General features: G+C 52.8%; 25 protein-coding genes and 1 pseudogene. 23 read left to right on the top strand and 3 right to left on the bottom strand.

The annotated features are described in order from the left end of the window. The first annotated feature begins 53 nt into the window (after window positions 1–53). From JET16_RS04050 to JET16_RS04035, 4 genes are all read left to right on the top strand, one after another. Entirely contained in the window at window positions 54–980 is a 927-nt protein-coding gene (locus JET16_RS04050; RefSeq protein WP_199614361.1) for a carbohydrate ABC transporter permease, read from the top strand. Continuing rightward, complete coding sequence (locus JET16_RS04045) at window positions 977–1,792, top strand: carbohydrate ABC transporter permease (protein ID WP_199614360.1); 816 nt, start codon at window positions 977–979, stop codon at window positions 1,790–1,792. Before JET16_RS04050 ends, JET16_RS04045 begins: the two co-directional genes overlap by 4 nt. A gap of 135 nt (window positions 1,793–1,927) precedes the next feature. Then, window positions 1,928–3,652: a cache domain-containing sensor histidine kinase gene (locus JET16_RS04040; RefSeq protein WP_199614359.1), complete on the top strand. Its 1,725-nt coding sequence runs from the start codon at window positions 1,928–1,930 to the stop codon at window positions 3,650–3,652. Continuing rightward, window positions 3,649–5,211 (top strand): response regulator transcription factor, encoded by a 1,563-nt coding sequence (locus JET16_RS04035; protein WP_199614358.1) that lies wholly within the window; start codon window positions 3,649–3,651, stop codon window positions 5,209–5,211. Before JET16_RS04040 ends, JET16_RS04035 begins: the two co-directional genes overlap by 4 nt. An 8-nt stretch (window positions 5,212–5,219) precedes the next feature. On the opposite strand, the gene cax is transcribed toward JET16_RS04035, so the two are convergent. Beyond that, complete coding sequence (cax, locus tag JET16_RS04030; protein WP_199614357.1) at window positions 5,220–6,278, bottom strand: calcium/proton exchanger; 1,059 nt, start codon at window positions 6,276–6,278, stop codon at window positions 5,220–5,222. Window positions 6,279–6,430: 152 nt separating this feature from the next. Here cax and helD point away from each other — a divergent pair, with 152 nt between their 5' ends. Beyond that, window positions 6,431–8,698 carry an RNA polymerase recycling motor HelD gene (gene helD / locus JET16_RS04025; RefSeq protein WP_199614356.1) on the top strand — a complete coding sequence of 756 codons (2,268 nt, stop codon included), beginning with the start codon at window positions 6,431–6,433 and terminating at the stop codon, window positions 8,696–8,698. Here helD and JET16_RS04020 read toward each other — a convergent pair. Further along, the gene (locus JET16_RS04020; protein WP_199614355.1) at window positions 8,688–9,554 is read right to left on the bottom strand and encodes a helix-turn-helix transcriptional regulator; all 867 of its coding nucleotides are present in this window, start codon (window positions 9,552–9,554) and stop codon (window positions 8,688–8,690) included. The genes helD and JET16_RS04020 overlap by 11 nt on opposite strands. A gap of 129 nt (window positions 9,555–9,683) precedes the next feature. Between JET16_RS04020 and melA the strand changes: the two genes are divergently transcribed. The 18 genes and pseudogenes from melA (at window position 9,684) to JET16_RS03930 (ending at window position 24,599) form a co-directional block, all read left to right on the top strand. Continuing rightward, window positions 9,684–11,015 carry an alpha-glucosidase/alpha-galactosidase gene (gene melA / locus JET16_RS04015; protein WP_199614354.1) on the top strand — a complete coding sequence of 444 codons (1,332 nt, stop codon included), beginning with the start codon at window positions 9,684–9,686 and terminating at the stop codon, window positions 11,013–11,015. A 152-nt stretch (window positions 11,016–11,167) separates the two neighbouring features. Then, window positions 11,168–11,644, top strand: a complete 477-nt coding sequence (locus JET16_RS04010) for a DnaJ family domain-containing protein (protein ID WP_199614353.1) — start codon at window positions 11,168–11,170, stop codon at window positions 11,642–11,644. A gap of 115 nt (window positions 11,645–11,759) precedes the next feature. Then, window positions 11,760–12,146, top strand: coding sequence for a hypothetical protein (locus JET16_RS04005; protein ID WP_199614352.1), 387 nt, complete (start codon window positions 11,760–11,762; stop codon window positions 12,144–12,146). A 129-nt stretch (window positions 12,147–12,275) separates the two neighbouring features. Continuing rightward, window positions 12,276–13,229: a phospho-N-acetylmuramoyl-pentapeptide-transferase gene (gene mraY / locus JET16_RS04000; RefSeq protein WP_199614351.1), complete on the top strand. Its 954-nt coding sequence runs from the start codon at window positions 12,276–12,278 to the stop codon at window positions 13,227–13,229. A gap of 19 nt (window positions 13,230–13,248) precedes the next feature. After that, window positions 13,249–13,845 carry an AAA family ATPase gene (locus JET16_RS03995; protein ID WP_199614350.1) on the top strand — a complete coding sequence of 199 codons (597 nt, stop codon included), beginning with the start codon at window positions 13,249–13,251 and terminating at the stop codon, window positions 13,843–13,845. 27 nt (window positions 13,846–13,872) lie between these two features. Further along, window positions 13,873–14,772: a polysaccharide deacetylase family protein gene (locus JET16_RS03990; RefSeq protein ID WP_199614349.1), complete on the top strand. Its 900-nt coding sequence runs from the start codon at window positions 13,873–13,875 to the stop codon at window positions 14,770–14,772. 42 nt (window positions 14,773–14,814) lie between these two features. Next, window positions 14,815–15,804: a phosphotransferase family protein gene (locus JET16_RS03985; protein WP_199614348.1), complete on the top strand. Its 990-nt coding sequence runs from the start codon at window positions 14,815–14,817 to the stop codon at window positions 15,802–15,804. Between the two features lie 64 nt (window positions 15,805–15,868). Then, window positions 15,869–17,116 carry a DUF445 domain-containing protein gene (locus tag JET16_RS03980; RefSeq protein WP_199614347.1) on the top strand — a complete coding sequence of 416 codons (1,248 nt, stop codon included), beginning with the start codon at window positions 15,869–15,871 and terminating at the stop codon, window positions 17,114–17,116. A 213-nt stretch (window positions 17,117–17,329) separates the two neighbouring features. After that, the gene (locus tag JET16_RS03975) at window positions 17,330–18,340 is read left to right on the top strand and encodes a 2-oxoacid:acceptor oxidoreductase family protein (RefSeq protein ID WP_199614346.1); all 1,011 of its coding nucleotides are present in this window, start codon (window positions 17,330–17,332) and stop codon (window positions 18,338–18,340) included. 82 nt (window positions 18,341–18,422) lie between these two features. Next, window positions 18,423–20,729, top strand: a complete 2,307-nt coding sequence (locus JET16_RS03970) for a thiamine pyrophosphate-dependent enzyme (protein ID WP_199614345.1) — start codon at window positions 18,423–18,425, stop codon at window positions 20,727–20,729. A 12-nt stretch (window positions 20,730–20,741) separates the two neighbouring features. After that, window positions 20,742–21,011, top strand: a complete 270-nt coding sequence (locus JET16_RS03965; RefSeq protein WP_199614344.1) for a hypothetical protein — start codon at window positions 20,742–20,744, stop codon at window positions 21,009–21,011. Between the two features lie 42 nt (window positions 21,012–21,053). Continuing rightward, window positions 21,054–21,551 carry a hypothetical protein gene (locus tag JET16_RS03960; RefSeq protein WP_199614343.1) on the top strand — a complete coding sequence of 166 codons (498 nt, stop codon included), beginning with the start codon at window positions 21,054–21,056 and terminating at the stop codon, window positions 21,549–21,551. An 85-nt stretch (window positions 21,552–21,636) separates the two neighbouring features. Next, on the top strand, window positions 21,637–21,822 hold the full coding sequence (gene yhfH / locus JET16_RS30745) for a protein YhfH (RefSeq protein ID WP_199614342.1): 186 nt from the start codon (window positions 21,637–21,639) through the stop codon (window positions 21,820–21,822). Between the two features lie 87 nt (window positions 21,823–21,909). Then, window positions 21,910–22,401 carry a MarR family winged helix-turn-helix transcriptional regulator gene (locus JET16_RS03950; protein ID WP_233531064.1) on the top strand — a complete coding sequence of 164 codons (492 nt, stop codon included), beginning with the start codon at window positions 21,910–21,912 and terminating at the stop codon, window positions 22,399–22,401. 61 nt (window positions 22,402–22,462) lie between these two features. Further along, window positions 22,463–23,803, top strand: a complete 1,341-nt coding sequence (locus JET16_RS03945; RefSeq protein ID WP_199614341.1) for an SCP2 sterol-binding domain-containing protein — start codon at window positions 22,463–22,465, stop codon at window positions 23,801–23,803. A gap of 33 nt (window positions 23,804–23,836) precedes the next feature. Next, a pseudogene (locus JET16_RS03940) lies at window positions 23,837–23,944 on the top strand (formylglycine-generating enzyme family protein); the annotation flags it as partial. A gap of 69 nt (window positions 23,945–24,013) precedes the next feature. Beyond that, window positions 24,014–24,298, top strand: a complete 285-nt coding sequence (locus tag JET16_RS03935; protein ID WP_199614339.1) for a type II toxin-antitoxin system Phd/YefM family antitoxin — start codon at window positions 24,014–24,016, stop codon at window positions 24,296–24,298. After that, complete coding sequence (locus JET16_RS03930) at window positions 24,282–24,599, top strand: type II toxin-antitoxin system RelE/ParE family toxin (protein WP_199614338.1); 318 nt, start codon at window positions 24,282–24,284, stop codon at window positions 24,597–24,599. Before JET16_RS03935 ends, JET16_RS03930 begins: the two co-directional genes overlap by 17 nt. A gap of 127 nt (window positions 24,600–24,726) precedes the next feature. Here JET16_RS03930 and JET16_RS03925 read toward each other — a convergent pair whose 3' ends face one another. After that, window positions 24,727–26,163 (bottom strand): MFS transporter, encoded by a 1,437-nt coding sequence (locus tag JET16_RS03925; protein ID WP_199614337.1) that lies wholly within the window; start codon window positions 26,161–26,163, stop codon window positions 24,727–24,729. Between the last annotated feature and the right edge of the window lie 64 nt (window positions 26,164–26,227).

The following is a 26,227-nucleotide window of genomic DNA, read 5'->3' as shown; positions in this document are numbered from 1 at the left end:
GGAGGGAGACTCCCCATCTCCTGTTTACGGAAGAAAGGGGCTGACAGGACGCTATGCAAACACAAATCGAGCGGAGGCATGCGGAACCGGCAGCGAGGCGAATCGGCAGCATCCTGAATTCGCCCGCTTGGCTTAATTTGTTGTATGTGCCCGCGTTGGTTTTGTTCGCCGTCTTTATTTTTTACCCGTTTGCCAGAGGGATTGAAATTTCGTTCACGAACTGGGACGGCTATTCTCAGGAATACCGTTGGATCGGGGCGGGCAATTACAAGCGGATGCTGACCGATCCGGATATCGCCAACGTCATCAAGAACACGTTGATTTACGGCGTGGGCAGCACGTTGTTTCAAAATATCGTCGGACTCGCTTACGCCTTGTTCCTGAACCAAAGCATCCGCACCCGAGGGTTGGCCCGGACGATCATCTATTTGCCGGTCATCATCAGCCCGCTCATTATGGGGTACATTTGGTACTTCTTCTTCCAATACCGCGGCGGGGCGTTAAACGACATCATTTTGCTGTTTCAAAACGATCCGGTCAACCTGCTCGGAGATCCGGGCATTAACGTCTGGATCATTACATTTGTAAATACGTACCAGTTTCTCGGCATTGCCATGGTCATTTATCTTGCCGGCCTGCAGGTGATTCCAAAAGATTATTACGAAGCGGCTACCATTGACGGCGCCAACGGGTTCGCCAAATTTTTTCATGTGACCTGGCCGCTGCTTGCTCCTTCGGTGACGGTTGCCGTCGTATTGAATTTGATCGGCGGATTGAAATTGTTCGACGTCGTCACCGCGATGACGAACGGTGGACCGGGCTACGCGTCGGCTTCGTTGTCGACCTTGATGTACCAGCTGTATTTTGCCCGCCAGGATGCCGGATATGCCGCATCCATGGGCAATCTGATGTTTGTGATCATTACCGTCATCAGCATATCCATCCTATTCATTCTGAGGCGCAGGGAGGTAGGGCAATGAAAAGGAACAACGCGCTGAAAATGTGCATATCGCTGCTTATTTGTTTGATTCACGTGCTCCCTTTTTACGTCCTGCTCACTTCGTCCTTCAAAGCGGTCGACGATCCGAGCTCCAAGTGGATTATGCCGGGATACTTGTATGTAGACAATTTTACGAACGCTTGGCACGAAGCCCATCTCGGCACGGCGTTTGCAAATAATATCGCGATTACCGCAGGTGCTATTGTTCTTGTCGTCGCCGTCGGTTCGATCGCCGCTTATCCGTTGGCGAGATTTAAGACAGGTTTAAACAAGTTCATCTATGCGCTGTTCGTATCCGCGATGATCGTGCCGCCGCTCACTATACTTGTGCCGCTCTACAAGTTTATGGTCGATCTGGGCGGGATGAATTCGTATTGGGGCATCATTTTGCTTCATGTGACGTTTAATTTGCCGGTGACGATTTTTTTATACACGGGCTTTATCGACACAATTCCGAAGGAGCTGGACGAAGCGGCCATGATCGACGGATCGGGAAGGCTGAGGATGTTCTTCTCGATCATCATGCCGCTCTTGAAGCCGATTACGGCGACCGTTATTATATTGACCGGCGTAGGCATCTGGAACGACTATCAGTTTTCCGTATTCTTCCTGCAGCAGCCGGATGCGCGCACAATCACCGTGGCGCTGTCGGCCTTCTTCGGCCAATACAACAACAATATCGGCTGGGTGGCTGCCGGTTCGCTGATGGGAGCGGTTCCTGTCGCTGCAGTGTATTTGTTTCTTCAGAAATATTTCATCCACGGATTGTCGTCCGGAGCGGTCAAAGGGTAGGTCCGGAGGTTCCCAAATATGCCTATAGCGTCCTTGCGGCGTTCTAGGCATTTCCTGTTTTCATCCCGAGGAACAGCAGATATGATTAAAGTAAACGCTTTCTCCAGCAGCTGTTCTTGATAATAGGGGGGCCTTATGAGACTGAGAAGCAAGCTGTCGCTGCTGTTTTTGACGACAATCCTAATACCGGTGTCCGTCATTATCGTTGCAGTGCCGACTTTTTATCATCATTCCATGAAAAAACAAATGACGGACATCGCCATGGGGACGCTGGCCGTGGCTGCGCAAAACATCGAGATGTATTTGGACGATCTGGAGCGGCTGACGATCACGCCTTATTTTCATCCCGACGTGATGGAAGCGTTGAAGCTGAAGGCGAGCGACCGGTATAAGGATCTCGAACCGTACCAAAAGATGCTTAACGAGAAATCGCTCACATTCACACTGCCTTATCAGACGAAAAATGTCCGCAGGGACATCATGGGCACGGTGCTGCTGCCGTTCGACGGTTCAGTGTATATCGTGACGCCCGAAGGCATTCTCGATCCGGTAAAGGACTACCCGTATGCAAAGCAGCCATGGTACAAGAAGGCGGTTGAAGCGGACGGCAAAGTCGCGTTCGTCGGCACGCATTCCCAAGATTACTTCCCTTTGTCAACAGGGAAAGAAGCGTTCTCCGTCGCGAGGCTCATCAAGGATCCGGATTCGGGCAAGCCGCTGGCCGTCATGATGGCGGATGCGGACACGATCGTGCTGGAGCGCATTATTCGGGAAATACGGTTTAACGTCCGGTCCAAAGTGGTCATTCTGGACGAAAACCGGAAGCTGGTTTATGCAAACCGCCCGATTTCATCGGAAACGTTGGATCAGCTCACGGCAAGCGGCGGGACGGTGAACGGCGACAACGACACGTATGCTGTCGTTGCCGAGACGTTGGACCGGTCCAATTGGATCATTGCCGTCCTGCTGTCTACCGACGACATCAAGTCGCAGGTTCGTTGGATTTACGCCGCTTGCTATACGTTCGCGCTCGGGGGAATTATTGTCGTACTGCTGCTATATTTTACGCTCTCCCGTTGGATGATCAGCCCGTTCAAGCGAATGATCCAGTTGATGAAGAAGGTGCAAAAAGGCGATCTTCACGGAAGGCTGTCCGTCCGCGGCAAGGATGAAGTGGCGCAGCTCGGACAAGCGCTCAACACGATGGTCGAACGGCTGAGCGAGTTGATCGACAGGGAATACATTGCGGTCCTGAACAAGAGGGATGCCGAATACCGGGCGCTTCAGTCGCAGATCCAGCCGCATTTCCTGTACAACACGTTGAACGGGTTTGTCGCTTTGAACCGCCTCGGGCAAGCGGACAGGCTTGAACAGGCCATCTTCTCGCTGAGCGATATGCTCCGGTATACGCTCGGACACAGCGAATGGACGACCGTGCGCGAAGAATTCGATTTTCTTGCCCGCTATTGCGAGCTGCAGCGGATTCGTTTCGAGGAGCGGTTGCAGGTGACGATCAACGCGCAGAAAGAAGCGGAGAACATAGCCATTCCGAAGCTGCTCCTGCAGCCGCTTGTTGAAAACGCAATTATTCATGGTATTGAACCGAAGGACGGTCCGGGATGTCTTGAAGTTTCCGCACGGCTGGAGGAGCATGCAGGCGGCCGTCGGCTGAGAGTTCGGATTGCGGATGACGGTGTGGGATTTTCCGATACCGGGCGGCCCGGAGGAAATGTCGGTCTGACGAATGTCAGGGAAAGATTGAAGCTGGCTTACGAGAACGCTTCGTTCACGATCGACTCCGTTCCCGGCTCCGGGACCTTGGTGACGATTGATATTCCGATAAAGGATGTGAAAGCATGAAAATCGTGCTGGCAGACGATGAACGCTTGTCCCGCCTGAATCTGGTCCAGATGATTGAAGGAATGCCGGTTCCTTGGGAGGTTGCGGGCGAGGCGGTCAACGGCGAACAACTGCTGCAGCTTGTCGAAGAGCATAAGCCGGTCATCGCCATTGTCGACATCCGCATGCCGCGCATGGACGGGCTGGAAGCGATTCAGGCGGCCGTCGCCCGGAACGTGTCCCCTGCCACCCGCTGGATTATTCTTAGCGGATTTTCGGATTTCGCATACGCACAGAAGGCGATACAGCTCGGGGCTTCGGAGTACCTGCTCAAGCCGGTTCGCTCGGAGGAATTGGAGCGGGCTTTGGACCGCGTGTCCAAGGACAACTTCCGGTACAAGCTGCTCTTGAACAAACAGTTCGAGAACGATTTGATTGCGCTGTATCACGGGCTTGCCGGCATGGAGCACGAGCGAGAGGACAGCGTCATGAGAATGGGTACGTTTTATGCCTGCCTGTTCCTAATCGACGGGAGCTGCACAGCATCGCAAATGACGGAGTGGCAGCGTCGATTCAGCCGGGACGTCCGCTTATGCTTGGAAGAACTGGTCCGCTGCGGCTGGTACACGGCTTTGTTGGCGCTGCCCGGCGGCGAGTTTGCCGTTGTGGCCGCAAGCGAGCCGGGAGGAAGCGCACAAGCGGCGGGGAGCATCGGCGGGCTTCGCGGCAAGCTGGAACGGCTGATTCGGCAATACGGCGGCAACCCCGTACAATTCACGGCTTTGGAAACCGGTCAATGCGACGGGTACCATGCACTATATGAGCAGCTTGAAAAGCTTCGCGACCTTGCTTGCCTGCGGCCGGTTGCCGGCATCAACCGGCTCTGGCCGGCAAAAGACTTTATCCCGATGTCAGATGACGAGCTGCTGAAGGAAATAGGCAAACAGCTGCTCGACCTGGCCGCGGCATATAAAGCGAAGTTATATTTGCCGTTCCAGAACGGGGCCGCAAATTTGGAAAAGAAGCTTGCACTTTGCAAGGGAGAAGGGCGGACCAAGCTCATTGGCAATATCGCCCGTTTCCTGGCGTGCACGGTTTCGGTTACCGAAGAAGCGATCGCCGGTTCCGGCGACATCGTGGAACAGTTGAAGCAGTGCGGAGAACGGATGCTAGGGGAGCACCAGAGCGGCGAAAACCGGCTGACCGGTCTTGTGGACCAGGTGATTGCCGTGATCGAACGCAAATACATGGAAGATATCGGCTTGTGCCAAATTGCGGCGGAGCTGGACATCACGCAAAATTATTTGAGCTACTTGTTCCATAAGCGGACGGGAACGACTTTTATGAAATACTTGACCCGGATCCGTATCTTGAAAGCGAAGGAGCTGCTTTGCGATCCGAATATGCAGGTGCAGCAGGTGGCCCAAGCGGTAGGATATTACAGCACGCGGTACTTTTCCAAATTGTTTAAGGAGGCGGTAGGCTGCCATCCTTCCGAGTACAGTAAACGATACAAAAAAGGAGAGCAAAGAGCTCTCCTTCCGGATGCCGCGGGACGATTGCCGCCGATTGCCGAATGACGAATTCCTTACAACAAATAAAATCCGATGCCCATGATAAGGTAGGCTCCGAACATCGTCAGCCCCTCGAACCAGTTCGTGTCCCCGTCGTTGGTGATGACGACGGTCAATAGCACGGCCGACGCCATCGCAACGAGCTCGGGCAGCGAGAAGACGAGCGGCATTCGGTAGTCGAAAAACAAGGAAATGAACACAAGCACGGGCGCTACGAACATCGCGATTTGCAGGGTCGATCCGACCGCAATTTCCACGGCGATGTTCATTTTGTTTTTGTAAGCGAAGATGATCGCCGATGCGTGCTCCGCGGCGTTGCCGACGATCGCCACGATGATAACCCCGATGAACAGCTCGCTCCATCCGAACCGTTCCGCCACCCCTTCGAACGTATGCACCAAGCTTTCGGACACGTATGCGACGGCAATCGTGGCGAGCGCTAAAATAGTGATGGACAACCCTTTGCTCCACTCAGGCTTTTCATCATGATGGCCTTCGTCGTCGCCGGGATGCGCGTACACGCCGCGATGCGTCACAAGGCGGAAAAACAACGCCGCCAAGTACAGCAAGATAAGAACCCCGGATACGCCAAGGCTCAAGGAGAAAGTTTCTTCCTCCGGCATATTTACCGAAAATACTTCCGGGATGACGAACGCGACGATGACGGCGAACATGAGCAGCCCGGAATTGTGGCGCGCGTCGTACACGTTAAACTCCTGCCGCTTGAACCGCAATCCGCCGACGAAGAACGACAAGCCGGCGACCAGCAGCAGGTTGCCGAGTACGGAACCGGTAAGCGAGGCCAGCACGACCTCGACCAGCCCCGCCTGCAGCGCAAAGATGGAGATGATCAGCTCGACGGCGTTGCCGAACGTGGCGTTAAGCAAGCCGCCGATTCGCGGTCCCGCAACGATCGCCAAGCTTTCCGTCGCCCGGCCCATATAGGAAGCCAAAGCGATTATGGTGAGACAATAGATCAAGAACATCAATGTCTCGGACCAATGGAGCACGCTGCCCGCAATCGATAACGGCAGTCCGACTGCAAGCAGGATGAGAAAAAACCGGTTCGCCATGTGTGTGAAAGGCACCTCTCCCGTGTAATGTTTGAATTCAACTCGATAGCGGTTTGCATACTTCTCGTATTATAATGGTTTCGCCACAACTTTGGAAGAATATAACTGTTATGCATTCAATCATCGTACATTCACTAGCGGAGGCGAGCAATTTGAGTCTTGACCCGAAAGAACAAAGGTTGGAGGAACGGCAGCTTGATGAGGTGCTGGGACTGATCGACCGCGAGATTGAAGAGGCGGCGGGAGCTGCCGGCGGCCGGAAGGAGGAGCTTGTTTCCGGCAAACGCGATTTATGGGACGATCTCGTATACGATACCGACGATTGGTTTGAAGCGGCGGTGCAGTTGACGCAGCAGGCGCAAGAGCTGTCTCAGCACGCCAGAAGCTACCGGCTGGCGCAAGGCCGTGCGGAAAAGCTCGAGCGGCTGAAGTCGTCGCCGTACTTCGCGAGGCTCGATTTTCGGGAGGACGGCGAAAATACGCCGAACCGGATTTACATAGGCACGATGTCGCTGACGGATGACGCGACGCACGAGGTCATCGTCTACGATTGGCGCGCTCCGATTGCGGGCATGTATTACGATTTCGGGCCGGGTCCCGCCGAATACGAAGCGCCGGAGGAAACGATCCGCGGCGAAATTACGCTGAAGAGGCAGTTTGTTATCCGCGGAGGAAGGCTGCTGTCGGTTTTCGACACCGGCGTCACGATCGGCGACGATATGCTGAAGCAGATGCTCGGCCGCAATGCCGAACCGAAGATGAAATCGATCGTTACGACGATCCAGCGCGAACAAAATCAAATCATACGCGACACGAAGCACCGCTTCATATTCGTGCAGGGCGCGGCCGGCAGCGGGAAAACATCCGCCGCGCTGCAGCGTATCGCTTATTTGCTGTACCGGTACCGCAACGTATGGACACCCGAACAGCTCGTGTTGTTTTCACCGAACGACGTGTTCAACGATTACGTCTCCAATGTTCTCCCGGAGCTCGGAGAAGACCGCATTCCGCAAACCACGTTCTTCGATTATGTGCGGAAGCGGCTTGACGGAATACGGCGGATCGAACATCCGTACGATCAGCTGGAGTTCGTGTACTCCCCGGAACAACATAAGGATTACGATGACCGGATGGCCGGCATCCGGATCAAATCGTCGATACCGTTCGCCGACGTCCTGGATCGATACGCGGCGTCATTGGATAAAGGAGGCGTACGGTTCCTCCCCCTGAAACGCAAGGACAAAACCGTTATTGGCGAAGACAGGCTCGGAATGATGTTTTACGAAACGTATGCCGGAAGCCGAATGCCGGTCCGGCTTGCAAGCATGCAGGAGACGCTGCTTGAAGAAGTGAAAGAATTGGAACGCAAACGCGCCGTCGCCTTATATAAAAAGATGATGAAGGAACCGAAATATTTGGGCACGGAGGACGAATTGAAGCGGTTAAGCCGCGTAAAAGCAAGGAAAGCGTACGAAGGAATGCGCGAGGATATTAAGAATTTCCGATTCGTCGATATCGTCGGCACGTACAGGCAGCTGTTCGAACAAGAAGGCCTTTATCGGCAATTGTGCCGGGATTCCGGAATTGAACCGTCAACCGAGTGGGAACGGGCGGCGAAAGACACGCTGCGCAGATTAAGCGCAGAGTCTCTTCCATACGAGGACGCGGTACCTCTCCTATACCTGCTGGAAGCGCTGCACGGGGCGTCCCGCATGAACCGGATCCGGCACGTCGTCGTGGATGAAGCGCAGGACTACACGCCGCTCCAATGGGCGTATTTACGCAGGCTGTTCCCGAACGCCGGCATTACCGCATTGGGGGATATGAATCAAGCGATTCACGGAACGGGCGTCGAACGCGGACATTTGGCAAGCGAAGCTTTGTTTCCGGCGGAAGAGACGATCGCGATCCGGCTGCAAAGAAGCTACCGTTCTACGAGGCCGATCGTCGAATTTACGCGCGCAATCATTCCCGGGGGCGAGGAGATCGAACCGTTCGAGCGCGAGGGAGAACATCCGGCAATCGAATGCGTTGAAGACGGCAAATCGCTCGCCGCTAAAGCGGCGGCAGTCGTGCAAGCGCTCAAGAAGGAAGGTATGCACTCGTTAGCGATCATTACGAAAACCGCATATGAATGCGAAGACGCTGTCCGCGAGCTGTCCGGACGATTGGACATTCAACCGATCACGAAGCATTCCCAATCGTTCGTCTCCGGCGTCGTCGCGCTTCCGTCCTATTTGGCGAAAGGCCTTGAGTTCGATGCGGTCGTCATATGGAATGCCGGAGAACAACGGTACGGCAGAGAAGAAGAGCGAAAATTGTTTTATACCGTATGTACCCGTGCCCTCCATAGACTTCATCTGTTCTATCAAGGAAAGCTGACCCCTTTTTTGAATCGCGAGGTGAGCGTTATTCGATGATGAGCTCGTCGACGGGGAGCGAACCCTTTCCTTCCCGGTATTGCATTGGAGTGACACCCACGATACGGCGAAATACTTTGCCGAAATAACTGCCGTTGTCGAATCCGCAGGCGGCCGCCACATGCGCGACCGGACGATCCGTCCGGCGCAAGTCGAGCGCGGCCGCCTCGATTCTTTTTTTCGTCACGTATTGGGTTGGGGGGAGCCCGTAGTAACGCTGGAACATTTTGCAAAAATGATATTTCGAAACACCGGCCGCCGCCGCTATTTCTTCCAAGGTCAGCGGGCGGCGAAACTCCGCGTCGATATAACGCTTGGCATCCTCGTACGGCTTCGGAACGACGGACTTGCGGTGCTTGCCTTCCGCCAGCCCTTCCCACGACAGCAGCCACTCGTACACGCGCACCGACAGCTCGTACGGATCGCGCAAGCCCCCTTCGGAAATATCCTTGTACAGCCTGTGCCACTGCGCAATCGGCGACGCATCCGGTTTCAACTCCACGACCGGCCCGAAAGCTCCGAGCAATCGGTCCCAATGAACGGCGGTATCCGTACCCTGCAGCATGATCCAAATAAACTCCCACGGCTTCTCCGACGACGCATCGAAATAATACCGGTTTCTGCCCGGAAAATATAAGAGAAACCCCGTGTCTTTCCCGACGGTGTAAACCGTGCCGTTCGCTTCAAGCCGTCCTTCCCCTGAAAGCGTGTATTGGAACAGCGCCCCGCGATCCTCCCTCCGGAGGCCGTCCCAGTCATATGACGGGTCTTGAATGTCTTCCCACCCGATGCCATGTAACGTCATGATATGCGGAGGAAAATCCGGGAAGCGGAAGCCGTAAGTGGTTCTGCGCAATTTTTTACTACTCCCTTCGAAAAACATTCCTATTGAAAGCGGTAAACTACAAATTTAATCTTATAAGTAGATATCGCAGTGTGCGATTATATACCGCAATATTGTATCATAACAAGGAGGAATGCCGAAATGGCGAAGGTGGCATTTATCGGCGCGGGAAGCGCCGTATTTACACGCAACTTGGTTGCGGATCTAATGACGTTTCCGGAATTGGACGAAACGCGCTTTTGCTTTATGGACATCGACGAAAAGCGTCTCGAACTGGTGGACCGGTTGGCGAGAAAAATGATCGAACAGACGGGTTCGCGCATGACGGTCGAATCGACAACCGATAGGAGACTGGCGTTGACCGGCGCGGACTACGTTATCATTTCCATTCAGGTCGGCGGTTTGGACGCGTATGAGCTGGATATCGAAATTCCGCGCAAATACGGAGTAGAGCAGTGCGTTGGCGATACGCTCGGACCCGGAGGCGTGTTTCGCGGACTGCGGCACCTCGCGGTCATTTCCGATATTTGCAAAGAGCTGGAAGAGGTAAGTCCGAACGCCGTTATTCTTCAATACACGAATCCGATGGTCATCATTTGCCGCGCGCTTCAGGCTTCTTCGCCGATCCGCACTATCGGATTGTGCCATTCGGTCCAAGGCACGTCCGAAATGCTTGCCCGGTTCATCGGCGCGCCTTACGAGGAAATCAAGTATTGGGTGGCGGGCATCAATCATATGTCGTGGTTCCTGCAATTCGAATGGAACGGAAAAGACGCATACCCGCTGCTTCGAGAGAAGATGAGCGATCCGTCCGTATACGGGGAAGAACCGACCCGGTTCGAGTTGTTCCGCCATTTCGGATATTTCGTAACGGAATCGAGCGGCCACGCTTCGGAATACGTTCCGTACTTCAGGAAACGGCCGGAGCTGCTGGAAGATCTCGTCAACCGGTTCTCGAAGGACCACAACGCGTGGTTCGACTTCGGCCGGACGGGCGGATATTTGCGCCACTGCAAGGAGGAAGTGAAGAAGTATTTCGATTGGTTCGAGGAGCAGCTCAAACCGGAAACGGCGATAAACTTATGCCGGTCGCACGAATACGGCGCGCAAATCATTCACGGCATCGAAACGAACACTCCGTACCGCATCAACGGCAACGTCGCCAATAACGGCGTCATTACCAACCTGCCATATGACGCTTGCGTCGAGGTGCCTTGCCTGATCGACAGCACCGGCATTCATCCGTGCCATGTCGGCGCGCTGCCTCCTCAGCTGGCAGCATTAATCCAGACGAACTTGAACGTCCAGGAATTGGCGGCGCAGGGCCATATTCTCCGGGACCGGTCGTTAATCAAGCAGGCTATTAAGATGGATCCGCTTACGGCAGCCGTCTGTTCCTTGGACGAGATCGACCGGATGGTCGACGAACTGTTTGACGCACAGGCGCAGTGGCTTCCGCAGTTTAGTTCATAGCGAATTGCCGGATCCGGCCGCCGGTCACGCAATTGCCACAATATTCATCGTTTCGCCATAACTCCGGCTCCGCCGTTCGTATAAAATGGAATTAGAAAAATAAGGATGCGGAGAGAACGGTTGTTACTTTCTTCAGAGCGGAGTGTGTGGCGATGAAAAAAGCGGAACGGTTCGAAAAAGAGAAAAAACTGGAGGAGGCGCTTCGGAGTTCGGCGGGGCCCGATGTGGACAAGAGGGTGTCCGAAGACGCGGCGCGCACCATTGTCGGCGAGCGGCAGCTGCATCATTGGTTGGACGAGGCGTTCGCGGAATGCGAGAAAACCGGCGGCTTCGACGACCTGAAGGGTAAAGGGAAGCCGGTCGAGGTTCAGACAGGGAACGGGTTATACGGAATATTGAAAAATGCGAACGTGCTGCCGCAGTGGCTGCAGCTTCAGCACGAAATCCGCGACCGTCTCGTGCAGTTGGACGACTTGCTCGAGCTTGGGGTGGCAAACGGCATTGACAAGGAATTGGCGGAAGTCAACAAGAAGATTTCCAAATATAACGGCATCGTGCCGTCTCCGTTGTTCCAGAAGATGAAAGTATCCAAGGAAACATTGAAGACGCAGCTGCAGCAATGGATGTAATTCCCATCCGGCCTGGGTCTTGAAACGGTGGAGCGTGCGCGGGAATTGTGATACACTCGGTAGAACGACTTTCAAGAATCGGGCGGTTTTGCCCGCAGGGAGGGAGTCAACCGGTTTGTATAACGATTTCTTGCAGCTCAAGTCGCTCGAAGGCGAATTGAAATTGTCCCATAAGAAGAACGATTTCGGTCTCACCGTTTCAACGAAAGAACTGGTATACCAGAAGCCGCATGTGAATTACTATATCAAGCTCGAGGATATCGTAAGCATTATCCCTTACGAGACGGTCGGGCGGCCTGTGCGGATTGTGGCCAGCCGAAACTCGAACAACGAGATCGTGAACATGAACATCGGCCAAGATCGTTACCGCATCTTCACGAAAGGCGCCACTATGCACAGCCGGAGCGGAATATTCCGGATGGGGCCGACGGAGTTCGTTCTTCCCGTTCTCGCGGAGCTGCTGCATTTCATAGCTCATTACGGACAGTTGAAAACATTTTAATAAGAGTAAGCGGTATGCCTCTGTTGTCGCGGCATGCCGCTTTTTTATTTGCTTCTTTCTTGGAATATATGTCCAAATCGTGAAAGTACAATTATACTATAATTAACTACTGCTTAGGGGATAGAAGATATGCAATCAACGCTTGGAATATCTATGGTTTCTTTTTTCACTGTTACTCTATTGTGTCCTATACTGATCTGGGGGCTGCGGACGTTAAAGCTCACCCAGCCTATTCGCGCCGAATTGCCCGCCGACCACCAAGCCAAACGGGGAACGCCTCTAATGGCGGGGCTAATTCTATTCATCGGCGTATTCGCAACCACCATGTTAAAACCCGATCCGCTGACCATATTCCTGAACGTAACATTTATTCTGTTCAGTGTGATCGGATTTTTAGACGACTTCAAGAAGGCATACTTCCAAGACCCCTCCGGCGTGTCGGGAAGAACGAAGCTGATCCTTCAATTTGCATTTACCGGTGTGCTTTTGTGGTATCTAATAAATACATATTCCCTAAGTCCGAATATTTCCGTATTTCGCGATTTCGATTTGCAGCTGCCTCTAGCCCTTTATTTCATCGTCATGACATTATTTATTGTCGGTTCCGCCAATGCGATTAATTTCACGGACGGATTGGACGGCTTGCTGATCGTTGTTGCGATTCCGACATTTTTCTTCTTCTTTGTCATTTCAGAAAAAATCGGCGTTCAGATGTTCTCTTTGGTCATGATCGGCTGTTTGCTCGGACTGCTCCTTTATAACATTTATCCGGCAAGGGCGTTTATGGGAGACACCGGGTCGCTGGCTATCGGTGGCTCGTTGTCTTTCATGGCCGTTATCGAGAAGGTGGAAATACTCATTCCGGTCTTGTTTTCCATTTATTTGGCGGAACAGCTTTCGGTAATATTGCAGGTATGGTACTACAGAAAGACAAAGCTGCGGCTCTTTAGAATGGCTCCGATCCACTTCCATTTCAGTTTAAAATACGGCTGGTCCGAAAATAAAATAGTGATCGTATTCGGCCTCTTCTCTTGGGCGTCGGCGCTATTTTGCTGGATCATATGGAGATTTATACTAACATAAACTTTACGGGGTGACGCAGGTGATCATATGGATTAACGGCGCTTTCGGATCCGGAAAAACACAAACTTCCTATGAATTACATAGAAGAATCCCTGATTCCTTCGTATTTGATCCTGAAAATGCAGGCTACTATATTAGAAAAAACATCCCCCAGCAAGCGAAAAAGGACGATTTCCAAGACTTCCCCATGTGGCGCGAGTTCAACTATTCCATGATAAAATACATTGACAGCGAATATACCGGAACGATTATTGTGCCTATGACCGTAGTAAATCCTCAATATTTCGATGAAATCGCGGGCAGGCTGAGAAATGACGGAGTGACGGTTCATCATTTTGCATTGTGCGCCTCAAAGGAAACATTGCTAAGAAGATTGCGCAGCAGGGGTGACGGAGAAAGCTCATGGGCCGCGCAGCAGATTGACCGATGCATTGAGGGATTGTCGAACGAGATTTTCAGGCATCATCTGGACACGGAACATACGTCGATCGAATCCAATGCGGAAACAATAGCGTCCATGTTGAATATTAGCTTGCAGCCTGATGACAGAGGAATCGTTAAGAAAAAGATTGATCGATGGAAAACACAGATGCAGCATGTCCGTTTTTTCGGTTAGATTACAACAGTTCTGGAGGTGTGTCCGATGCAGCCAACCCTTGAAGACCTGCGCAAAGAACGCTTTCTCATTGTTAACGCCGACGATTTCGGCATGTGCAAAGCCGCGAACGATGCGGTCGCTCATCTGCTTCGCGAGGAGCTGATTTCTTCCGCAACGTTGATGACGCCGTGCCCGTGGGCGCCCGATGCCGCTTCGTTGTCGCGGGCTCACCCGGAGTGGGATATCGGCGTTCATTGGACGCTGACAAGCGAGTGGGGCGGTTACAAGTGGGGACCGGCGGCGCATGGAGCCAATGTCGGTTCGTTAGTCGACGGATTGGGTTACTTTCACGCTCAATCGGAAACCGTGGAGCGGAATGCCGATCCGGAGCAAATTCGCGTCGAGTTAAGAAGCCAAGTGGAGCGGTTTGAGCGGTTGGGATTGAAGCCTACGCACGCGGACAACCATATGGGCAGCATGTACGGTTTGCACACCGGTCGCGATTTTCTGCTTATCGCTCTCGAGCTGTGCGCCGAATACGGGTTGCCGTTTCGACTGCCCCGCCGTGCGGCGGCAAACCCCGATGTTCCCGAAGCGCTTAGAGCATTGGCGGCTCGTGCGGTAGCCGCAGCCGATCGTCTCGGCGTCGCAATTATCGACGAATTGGAAAACCCGCCATACGGGAAACAGCCGGGGGAGACGTATGACGACGTAAAGAATGACTTTGCGCGGCGGCTGAGCGGGCTTGGGCCTGGTGTGACGGAGCTAATCATTCACCCCGCTTTGCCGACGGAGGAGCTTCAAGCGATTACGCCCGACTGGGAGAAACGGTATTGGGATTTTCAATTGTTCGGCGATCCGGACATTCGAGGCGTCTTGCGCAGCGAGGGTATCCGGATGATCGGCTGGAGAACGCTGCAGTCGGTTCAACGCAGAGGCATATGATGCGAAGCGCAACCACAGAGCGAGTAAAGGGGGAGTATTTTCATGGGCGGTACACTGGACATTTGCAAAAACAGACTGCTCGAGCTCGGCATTGTTCCGGTGCATGCTCAACAGAAAAAGGGTCCATTCGCCGCGGCCATTATCGAGATCGAAGCGGTTCGTCCCGACGGCTCCGGTTCAAGGTATGTCTATAAAGAACCTCCGGCGGACCGCAAGTTCGAAATAGAGCTATTTCAGGCATTGGGCGGGAATATATCGGAATGGGCGCCGAAGGTCATCGCGTGTTTCACAGATGATCCTAAGGCGCTTCTTACCGAGTATGCCGGAGAGCCCGTATTGAACCAATATCGAACCTCCGAACGCGAAGAACAGAAGCGATGGCTGCGAAAAATCGTGCGCCGGCTCGCACGGCTTCATGCGGCGACGGCGCCGCACGCTTCCGGATGGTTGAAGTCGGGTGTGCTGCAGCCTTATCCGTTCAGCATGCAATGGCCAGAATGGGCGGGTAACCAGCTTCTCCGTCTGCATGAACGCCGGTTTCCGCTCGACACCGTTGCATTTCATAAGGAAACGATGGCGATCGCCGAATCATTTTATCCGTATTACGCCCCGTCTCTCCGCTGCCCGCTTGTGTTAACGCATGGGGATATGCATTTGGGGAACATTGTGGTAGATGAACGCCGCCTCACTTTCATCGATTGGGAATGGAGCAATGCGGCGACGCCGGTCAGAGATATCGCAATTCTTGTGCAAGACGTGGAAGACGATGAACTCGCGGATTACGCTTTAAGGATGTATATCGAAGAACTTCTGTCTCACGGGTATGAATCGGGCGCCGGCGATTTGATGCACGATTATTACCGGTCATTGCTTGACAATACGATCATGATGGCCGCTTGGGATATTGAACTGTTCTTTATGGGCGAGAAGAGCGAGCAGGAACTGGCGCGTTCCTTAACCGTCAAACGGATGCGCATCAAATCCTCTTGGGAACGGATTTGCGCTCCGGCCCCCGGCAATTTGCTTGAGTAACGGCAGGTTGTGTATACTGCAAACATACTGACACGGCAATGCTAAGAAAGTGGGTATTACTAACGTGAAACGCAATGCGAAGCATACGGCAACGATTTCGCTCGGCGTCATGGGGGCCGGTTTTTTGGCGACGTTCCCCATTGCCGGAACCCCATACGGAGTCGTATTGCAAAGCGGCTTCGAAGCGGGCTTGGCGGGCGGCTTGGCCGACTGGTTCGCGGTCACCGCATTGTTCCGCCATCCTCTCGGGCTGCCGATCCCGCACACCGCTCTGTTGCCGAAAAACAGGGAAAAAGTGACGAATGCGCTCGTTAACGCCATTCAGACGAATCTATTACATAAAGAGAGCATAATTGAGAAGCTGCAGGGCGCGAAGATTGCGGAGCGGCTTCTTGTCGCGCTGCGCGACCGGCTGCAAACCGAGGAGGTCGCCGCGTGGATAGCGTCCGCCGCGGAATCGCTCATACGGCAAATCGACCCGGCCGCTGCGGCTGATGCGATCGCGCCGGCCGTTAGAAACGTTATCCGGGATATCGACGAGGCGCATTGGATCGATAAAGCGGCGAAAGCCGCCGTTGAACGGAAATATGAAGAACGGGCATTCGATTTCGCGCTGCTGCAAGCCGAGAAGTTCGTGGTGCGCGAAGACACGCGCGCGCGTATGGGCGCCATGGCCGCCGGAGCGATCGGCAATTTGCAGGTCGGCGGTTTGATGGGCTTTGCGGTCAACGCGTTCGCCGGCTTTATGAGCGAAGAGCGGCTTGGCGCCATGATTCAGGAATTTTTGCTCGCCACACTGTCCGATATGCGTCTCGACACGCATCCGTACAGGCAGGCCGCGCTGCAATCGATTCGCGAAACGCTGCTGGGTCTGCATGAAAACCGGAAAGCGGTCGATGAGGTTTCCGCTTGGAAGCATCGCATCGCAGAAAGCCCCGCTCTCGAGACGGCGCTGGCCGAATGGTTGGCGAAAGTCCAAATTTGGGCCGTTGAAAAGGCGGCCGATCCGCAATTTATCGAGGAGCGTGTGCTGCCTTTCTTGAGAAACGCATTGGATCGGACGTTGGAGCACCCCGATGCGGTGGACAAGCTCGACGGCATGCTGCGCAGACAAATTGCGCAGCTGGTCGAAAACAATCACGGCGCGATCGGGAAGCTGGTCAAGGAAAATGCGGACAAGCTCGACACCGAATCGCTTATTGCGATGATGGAGGAGCATATTGGGAAAGATTTGCAGTGGATTCGGGTCAACGGCGCGATTTGCGGTTTTGCGATCGGTCTCGTTCTCGGTGTCATTCAACTGCTCGTGTAGTCTGTTTCACTAATTCAATCAAGACTGTTTCTTTTAATAAAGCTGCAAGCGTCATTCGCTTCGGCTTTTATTTTTGCATGTATATCGAATAAGTTTTTCTTATGCCCATTTAGGAAAAAAATTGTACGCAACCGGATGTTTTCCTGTTATACTATTTTAAAAATTGCTGTTTCAATAACGTTAACAGTTGGACAACAGGAAGGAGAGGGCGTAATGGCAGTTTTGCCTAAGGTGAACGAACTCGGTTTTTTTGAAATTCGCCTTGAATCGATCGGGGGATTGGGCGCCAACTTGGCCGGCAAAATGCTCGCGGAATCGGGCGTCGTTGGAAGCGGATTCAACGGAGTGAGCTTTTCGTCATACGGTTCGGAGAAGAAAGGCTCTCCTGTAAAAGCGCACATTCGCTTTTGCGATACGGATGCTGAAATTCGCGATACGACGCCGGTTGAAAGACCTCATATCGTCGGCATTTTTCACGAAAATTTGTCGAAGACGGTGAACGTCGTCAGCGGAATCTACGAGGACAGCACTGTGTTAGTCAACTCCGCGAGGACTCCGGAACAGTTGAAGGAGAAGATGAAGCTTGTCGGCGGAACGGTCGCCGTGGTGGACGCCACAGGGATCGCTCTGGAGGAGAAGAACCGCGCGAATATGGCAATGCTCGGCGCATTGTTCCGCCTTTGCGATTTCTTGGACGCCGATCATATGAGAGGCGTTATCCGCAGGTCGCTCGAGAAGAAATACCCGCAGGCGGTGGAGCCGGCGCTTCGCACGTTCCAGCGCGGATATGACGAAGTGCAGTTCCAGACGTTCGACCTTCCCGAGGGAGTCACGATGCCGCTGCCGAAGCGTTGGGACATTCCGGTGCTCGGTTACGAGACGCAGCCCATCGGCGGTTTGGTCACAAACCCCGGAAACAGCATCCTGAAAGATTTGAGCATTTCCCGCAACGGCATGATGCCGCATTTCGACGACGATAAGTGCATCCATTGCGCGGCATGCGACACGGCTTGCCCGGACTTCTGCTTCGTCTGGGATGAGCAGCCGGACAAGAAAGGCCGACCTCAAATGTTCCTTCAAGGAATCGACTATCAATATTGCAAAGGCTGCTTGAAGTGCGTGATTGCATGCCCGACCGAAGCGTTAAGCGCAGAGAGGGAAACGGACGGATACGGCGAAGCGAACCGTGTGCCTCACAAGTTTAATTTGGCGCAGCACGCGTAAATCAATTTGATTGGGAGATCAAGGAGGCAACCGAAGGTTGTCCGCGAAACTAATGATTGAAAGCTAGGAGAGGTGAAATAAAATGGCAATCGAGTATGATAAGGAAGTAGCGCGCGGTACCGTCGAGCAGCGTATCGTGTATGAATCGGGCAACGAGATGGCTGCATACGCCGCTCACCAAATCAACTACCACATTATGGGTTACTTTCCGATTTCGCCTTCCACCGAGGTTGCACAATTCCTCGATTTAATGAAGGCGAACGGGCAGCACGACATCAAGCTGATCCCGGCGGACGGCGAGCACGGCTCCGCGGGTATTTGCTACGGCGCATCGACCGCGGGCGGACGCGTATTTAACGCAACTAGCGCGAACGGATATTTGTACATGCTGGAGCAGATGCCGGTTCAATCGGGTTCCCGTTTCCCTATGGTAATGAACCTGGTATGCCGCTCGGTCTCCGGGCCGCTTAACATTCACGGCGACCATTCCGATTTGTATTACGCGTTGAATACGGGCTGGCCGATTTTAATGTGCCGCGATCCGCAAGCCGTATACGACATGAACATTATGGCCATTAAGCTCGCCGAGCACCCTGACGTGCGTTTGCCGGTCATCGTCGCTTCCGACGGCTATTTCACATCTCACCAGAAGCGCCGCGTTCAGACGTTCGCGAATCGCGAAGACGTGCATGCTTTCGTCGGAGAGCATCCTCCCGAAGGATATCTGCACGTGTTGGATCGTGAAAATCCGATCACGGTCGGACCTTACATGAACGAGCCGGATTACATCAATAACTGCTACCAGCAAACCGTCGCCATGTATAAAGCCGGCGAAGTGTTTGAGGAAATCAGCAAGGAATATGCAAAGCTTACGGGCCGCGAGTACCCGACGCTTGATCTGTACCGTATGGAAGACGCGGAAGTCGTTCTGTTCGTGCTTAACTCCGCCTCCGAAATTACGAAGGTTGCCGTCGATCAGCTTCGCGAGCGCGGCGTCAAAGCTGGCTTGATCGCTCCGAACATCATCCGTCCGTTCCCTGCGAAGCAGATCGCCGAAGCGTTGAAGAACGCCAAAGCGATTGTAGTAGGCGACCGCGCGGATTCGTACGGCGGCCACGGCGGCAACATGACGCTCGAAGTGAAATCCGCATTGTTTACTCACGGCGTGAAAGACATTCATGTCATCTCCCGCGTTTACGGCCTCGGCGGCAAAGACTTCTATTTGGAAGACGCGCACGCATTGTTCGAGGTTGGTTTGGAAGCGATCCGTAAGGGCGGCGTGGAGAAGCCGTTCGATTACTACGGCCACACGGCGGGCGATCCGGACAAGGCGCCGAAGCGCGTTGTCGAACCGATGGCGTACGAAGACTTGAAAACCGGATTGATCACGGTTAATAAAGATGAAGAAAGCGGACAGTTGAAGGTGAAAGTCCCGCCGCTCCGCCAGTTGACGAAGAAGCCGAAGCGGTTGGCTCCGGGTCACGGCGCATGTCCGGGCTGCGGTATTTTCTCCGGATTGGAGCTGTTCTTCAAAGGCATCGAAGGCGATATCGTTGCGCTGTACCACACGGGCTGCGCGATGGTTGTAACGACCGGCTATCCGTATTCGTCCCATAAGGCGACGTACATCCATAACCTGTTCCAGAACGGCGCGGCAACGCTTTCCGGTGTCGTCGAGATGTTCTGGGAGCGCAAGCGCCGCGGCGAACTCGACAAGTACGGTCTGAAAGACGACTTCACGTTCGTCATGATCACAGGCGACGGCGGTATGGATATCGGCATGGGTCCCGCCATCGGCTCCGCACTGCGCAATCATAAGATGATTATTCTCGAATACGATAACGAAGGATATATGAACACGGGCGCTCAATTGTCGTACTCGACGCCGCTCGGTCACCGCACGTCGACGTCCAACGTCGGCAAGCATCAAGGCGGCAAGCTGTTCCACCATAAGGACACGGCGCAAATCATGGCCGCTACGAACATTCCGTACGTATTCACAGGCTCCGAGGCTCATCCGCAGGACCTGCTGAAGAAAGCGGCGAAGGCGCAATACTATGCGCAGAACGAAGGCATGGTTTACGGCAAGATTCTCATCACTTGCCCGTTGAACTGGCTTTCCGAGGAGAAAGACGGTCAGACGATCATCGACAATGCCGTTAACTCCTGTTTCTTCCCGCTGTACGAAGTGGAGAACGGCGTGACGACCATCACGTACAACCCGGAAGAGAAGAACAAGCGGGTGCCGCTAAGCGACTGGCTCAAGCAAATGGGCAAGACGAAGCATATGACGAAACCGGAATATACGGAAGCTTACAAGTCGTTCGAAGACGAAGTGGAGCGCCGCTGGAGCCGTCTGAAAGCGAAGCACGAAAATCCGTTCTTGTAATTCGGGGACCCAATGCCTTACGTATTAAGACATCGAACAACGGGGGAAATATCCGCCGCCACGCTTCGGAACGTGTACGATTTCGATTATTGGGGGGCCGAATGGTGGGCTCATCAAGACGAGGCCGAGCGTGCGGCGGCGGAACGCCCCGATTGGGAACCACTGCAGGTGCCGGACTCTCGCCTTAAGTTATTCAACGTAAAGTTAAACAATGATCCGAACCGCAGGCTGTTTATGGACGACCAAGGTTCTATCAGCGTCAACACCGGTTCCGCCCGCTAAAGGCGGAACTTTTTTTCAGCAAAATACTTAGCGAGGTTACGTATGAGTGTACAATCGTGGTATGACCGTTGTTCTCCATCGCGCGAAGATGAGTGGAACGCGGTGAGGGAACATGTCGAGAAAGAAGGTTATGGGGCGTTTCGCGCCCTCGTGGAACAATTCAAGGAAGCGATTAAGAAAGCCGGGGATCAAGATGCGGATGCTGTGACGGCGCATATTGAAATCGCCGAGCGCCTCTTTCCCGAGCCGGCGAAGTTTAGCCCTACATGGCAGAAGGTTTGGCAGGAACTGAAGGACACGATGTATTGGAAAGCTTATGTGTACCGGTCCGTCTCTGAAGGGGAGCGAACGGGCGAGTGGCAAATTTTGATGGACAACCCGTTCACGAACCAGGAGGTCGTCTGTTATCCGGGACTGACGTTCGATCAAGCGGCCGATCTGTTCGGATATTTCCGTCCGACGCTCGTCAATAACGAATATTTGCGCTTGCAGAAGGTCGAAACGTCGATTACGGTTCGCGGGGCGATATCCCGCAATTGATAGCGTTTGCAAAAAATGTGTTGCCGGGAAAGCTTCTGTAGTAATACAATGAAAACAGAAGCTGCGACAAGGCGGTGAAGCGAAGATGAATCAGTCGATCGTCTCTTTCTTCAACAATTTGCCTCCGAAACAATGCAACAAGTGCGGCGCGTACATGCAAGAGCAGGCGGACTGCTATTGGAACCATTGTTTCGACTGCATGGAGTTGCACCTTGTTCCAATGACGCTCGCTCCGAAGCACAGCGTCATTCGATTGCTGCCGGTACATTAAAACACTTTAACGCCCTTTGCGCCTTCGCAAAGGGTTATTTTTTCGTTTGTTGATCCCTCAAAGAGAGTGACCGTCGGATGGTTAAACTTGACAATTCCCAATTATGTGCATATACTCGTAATCATGAACAATCATTCCATGGAACCGTTATCCGGTACGGTCAATTACGCCGCAGAATGCACATGCCTAAATCTTCGGAAGGCGACCAGGTATATTACCGGCTTGTATGATGAATGCTTAAGGCCGGTCGGACTGCGGGCTACTCAATTGCCCGTGTTGATGGCGCTTGCGCAAGCAGGGTCCGTAACCATATCGAGACTTTCTGAGATCCTGCTGATGGACCGGACTACGCTGACTCGCGACCTCAAGCCATTGGAGAGACAAAAGTTGGTGTCTATAACAACTGGGGAGGATCGAAGACGACGATATATTTCACTGACGCCAGCGGGTGAAGATCTCCTTGCAAGCGCTCTCCCTTTATGGGAACAAGCGCAGTCACGCGTTCGCTCCTGCATTGGCGAGGATCGCGAGAAAGCATTGCTAGTACAATTGTCGGAGCTCGTCAAGTTGGTTCGGTAAGTTCAACAGAACTTGTTATCTATAAAAGGTGTATATACACTTAAAATGGAAGGTGAATGCTATGACCGATTTGAACCGGCATCCGACCGTACTTCGTTACTATGAGACATCGATGCAATCAGCTCCTGAGGATACCGTGGCGCTAGACTACGATTGGCTGCGGGATTTGTGCTTGGAAGCGGGAGCCGACGATGTTGGAGTCGTATCAATTGAACGTTCCGAATTGGACGATCAAAGGGGCGATATTTTATCGGTATTTCCCCATGCCAAGACTCTGATCAGTTTCGTCGCCAGAATGAATCGGGAACCGATCCGATCGCCGGCGAGATCCTTGTCCAACATTGAATTTCACCATACCGGCGACAGTGTATCCGAATCGGCGCATCGGATCGTACACGCTCTGGAAGATCAGGGGATACGGGCTCTGAACGTGGCCGTCGGTTTTCCGATGGAGATGGATAAGTTTCCGGGAAAGACTTGGGTGATGTCGCTTAAGCCTTTGGCTGTTGCGGCAGGTCTGGGACGCATGGGGATACACCGAAATGTGATTCATCCGAAATTCGGCAATTTCATCCTGCTCGGCGGCATCATGATAGATGCCCGGGTAAATAAAGAAGATCGTCCCATCGATTACAACCCTTGTCTGGAATGCAAGCTCTGTGTGGCGGCCTGCCCTGTAGGGGCGATCAGTCCGGACGGCCAATTTAACTTTTCCTCCTGCTACACGCATAATTATCGCGAATTCATGGGCGGCTTCAGCGATTTTGTGGAAACGGTCGTGAGCAGCAAAAATGCCAAACAATACCGCAGCAAGATGCCGATTAACGAAACGGTATCCTGGTGGCAAAGTTTAAGCTACGGCGCGAACTATAAAGCCGCTTATTGTATGGCGGTTTGCCCGGCAGGCGAAGATGTGATCGGTTCGTATCTGAAAGACAGAAAAACGTTCATCAACGATGTGGTCAGACCGCTGCAAGCAAAAGAAGAGACCGTCTATGTAACTCCTGGCTCCGAAGCGGAAACGTATGTCCAAAAGCGTTTTCCCCATAAATCGGTAAAGCGCGTCGGCAACGGTCTGAGACCGGGCTCGATCCGGAGCTTGATCAATTCATTGCCCTATGTATTCCAACCTGCGCATTCGACGGGCTTAGACTGCACTTATCATTTTATTTTTACCGGGGATGAACCGGGAAAGACGACCATAGAAATTCGCGACCGTACGATCCGGATTTGCGACGGCTTGCACGGCAAGCCAGACATCCGAATTACAGCGGACAGTAAAACTTGGCTGGGAATCGCGGCGAAGGAACGAAGCGCGGCGGCGGCATTGCTGAAAAGAAAACTACGGGTCAAAGGGAACCCCATATTGTTGAAGAGATTCGAAAAATGCTTCAGATTTTAAATGTGCATATACACTATCAACCGGAAGGCGAGCCGCTATAGTCTTCCTACAGAAGCGGAATGGCAGTATGCATGCAAGGCGGGAACTGCCGGTTACCGGAATGGAGTGCTTGATAAAATAGCCTGGTATAAGGATAACTCTGTTTATTGCCTCTCATAGCGATATTTATGTATAATATGGTTATGATAATGCTATCGGAGGTGTTGATGTTTGAAGATAAAGCCATCAGCAGCCATTAGAAACAATTACAACGAGATTGCTGAATTCTGCAAGGAAACCGGCGAACCCGTTTACCTGACCAAAAATGGCGAGGGTGACCTCGTTGTCATGGATATCGAAGCTTTCACAAGACGTGAAAGCATGTTGAAACTCAGAGAGCAACTTGTCGCAGCAGAAGAAGATCGATTGAACGGAAAGCAAGGTTTTTCCGTTGAAGAAACTGTATCATTGATGCAAAAAGCAGTTCATGAGGTTATCGATGCTAAACGAAAATAAACGTCATGCTGTGATTGTGTCAGAAAGAGCTGCCGCAATGTTGGTCGCTCATGCGCGTTTTCTTGCGAATGTAAGTGAAGAGGCTGCTCATAATTTAATAAGTGATTTTCGTGTGGCGGCAACAACATTGGAAACCATGCCGGATCGAAACCCTTGGGTTATTGACTCGTCGTTACCATTTAACAAATACCGCAAGTTATTTTTTGGAAAGCGCTACCTGATCATTTATCAAATCAAAAACGATAATGTATATGTCGATTTTATTTTGGACTGCAGACAAGAGTATAGATGGCTTCTTTAAACAGGTGCAATATTTTATCTCTGGGGACTTCTCCATGTTGGATTAGGTATAACGATGATTTCAGGTCTGCTGTCGGATGGAATTCCCCTGGGCGACAAAAGCGATAGTGTGATGTTATTCAAGCGAATTATCGTTTTCGAGGAAGAAACAGCGCGATCACCAAACCGACTAACATGCCTAAAGCTGCAAGATAAATGGCCGTCCGCTCGCCCGAAGCCATAGCTTCAAGCAGCGAGTCGCCTGTCTTTCCCTGAATATTGGAGTTGGCAATAGCGATTAGGACGGCAAGGCCGACCGCGTTGCCGATGTTTAAAGTGGTCGACGCCATGCCGGATGCTACGCCTTGTTCTTCCTCCGATACGCCGCTTGATGCGGCAATCCACATGCCGGTCCAAGTAATACCCTGGCCGATGCCTGAAATAATAAGACCAGGTACGATGATAAGATAGCTGCTGCCGGTGTAGGCGCCCAAAGGAATCAGCATCGTCCCGACGATCCCGATAATCATGCCGATAAATAAAGTGCTGCGCGTCTGCAAACGGGTAGCAAGACGTTCTCCGAGTTGAGTGCCTGTCGCTATCGCCAATGAAGGAATGATGAAGGCAAGACCGGTTTGCAGAGCGCTGTATCCGTGAATGTTTTGAAATAGGATTGTCAGGAAATACGGCAATGCGCCGAATGTTCCCATGAAGATGAAAGTGACGGTCATGCCGATCACCAGACTTCGGTTACGAAATAGATGCACTGACATCAGCGGATCGACGGTACGGGTTTCAATAAGGGCAAAGATGGACAGGAGCGCCACGGAGAGTATGGCAGATATAATAATGTTAAGTGAACCCCAGCCGATTTCAGGTCCTTGTACGAGAACATAAACAAGGAGAGTAGCGCCTGCCGTCACCGTAAGAGCACCCGGTAAATCAAAATGGCGCTTCCCATGCCTGATCTCGTCACGCGGAATGATGAGCATGGCGGCTAAAGCGACGGCGCCCGCCAGCGGTACATTGACATAGAAGACGGCCTCCCAACCAAAGGCATTGGTAAGCAACCCGCCCAGTATTGAGCCGATGGTCAGCCCGCTGGCGCCGGCACCGCCCCACACAGCAAGCGCTCGGTTTCGCCGAGGCCCTTCCTCAAACAGCCGATTGATCAGCGATAATGTAGCCGGAAACAGCAAGGCGGCGCCGATGCCTTGGATTGCACGGGCTATGATAATGATCATTGTGTCCCATGCGAGGCCGCCTAATAGAGACGAAACCGCGTAAAGGAACAATGCGCAAATAAACATTCTCTTTTGTCCCAATAAATCGGCGGCACGCCCTCCAAGAAGCAGAAATCCCCCGCAGAAAATCGTATAAGCGCTGACTACCCATTGCAGCGACTGTTCCGAAAATCCCAGGTCGCGGCCGATCTCCGGCAACGCCACGAAGACGATATTGATATCAAGCGAGTAGATGAGCTGTGCCGTTGCAAGCAGAGCTAAACACCACCCCATAACACGCCGCTCGCCGGCAACCGTTCCCGATGCGTTGGATTGAAGGCGCGCGTTTGGATCCGTAGACATGGATAACATCTCCCAACATTTCAAATAATTTTGAAATGATTATATTTCAAAAACATTTGAAATG

This window comes from Paenibacillus alkalitolerans, from assembly GCF_016482785.1.
Taxonomy (GTDB): Bacteria; Bacillota; Bacilli; order Paenibacillales; family YIM-B00363; genus Paenibacillus_AE; species Paenibacillus_AE alkalitolerans.
This window is presented reverse-complemented; position numbering and strand designations above follow the sequence as displayed.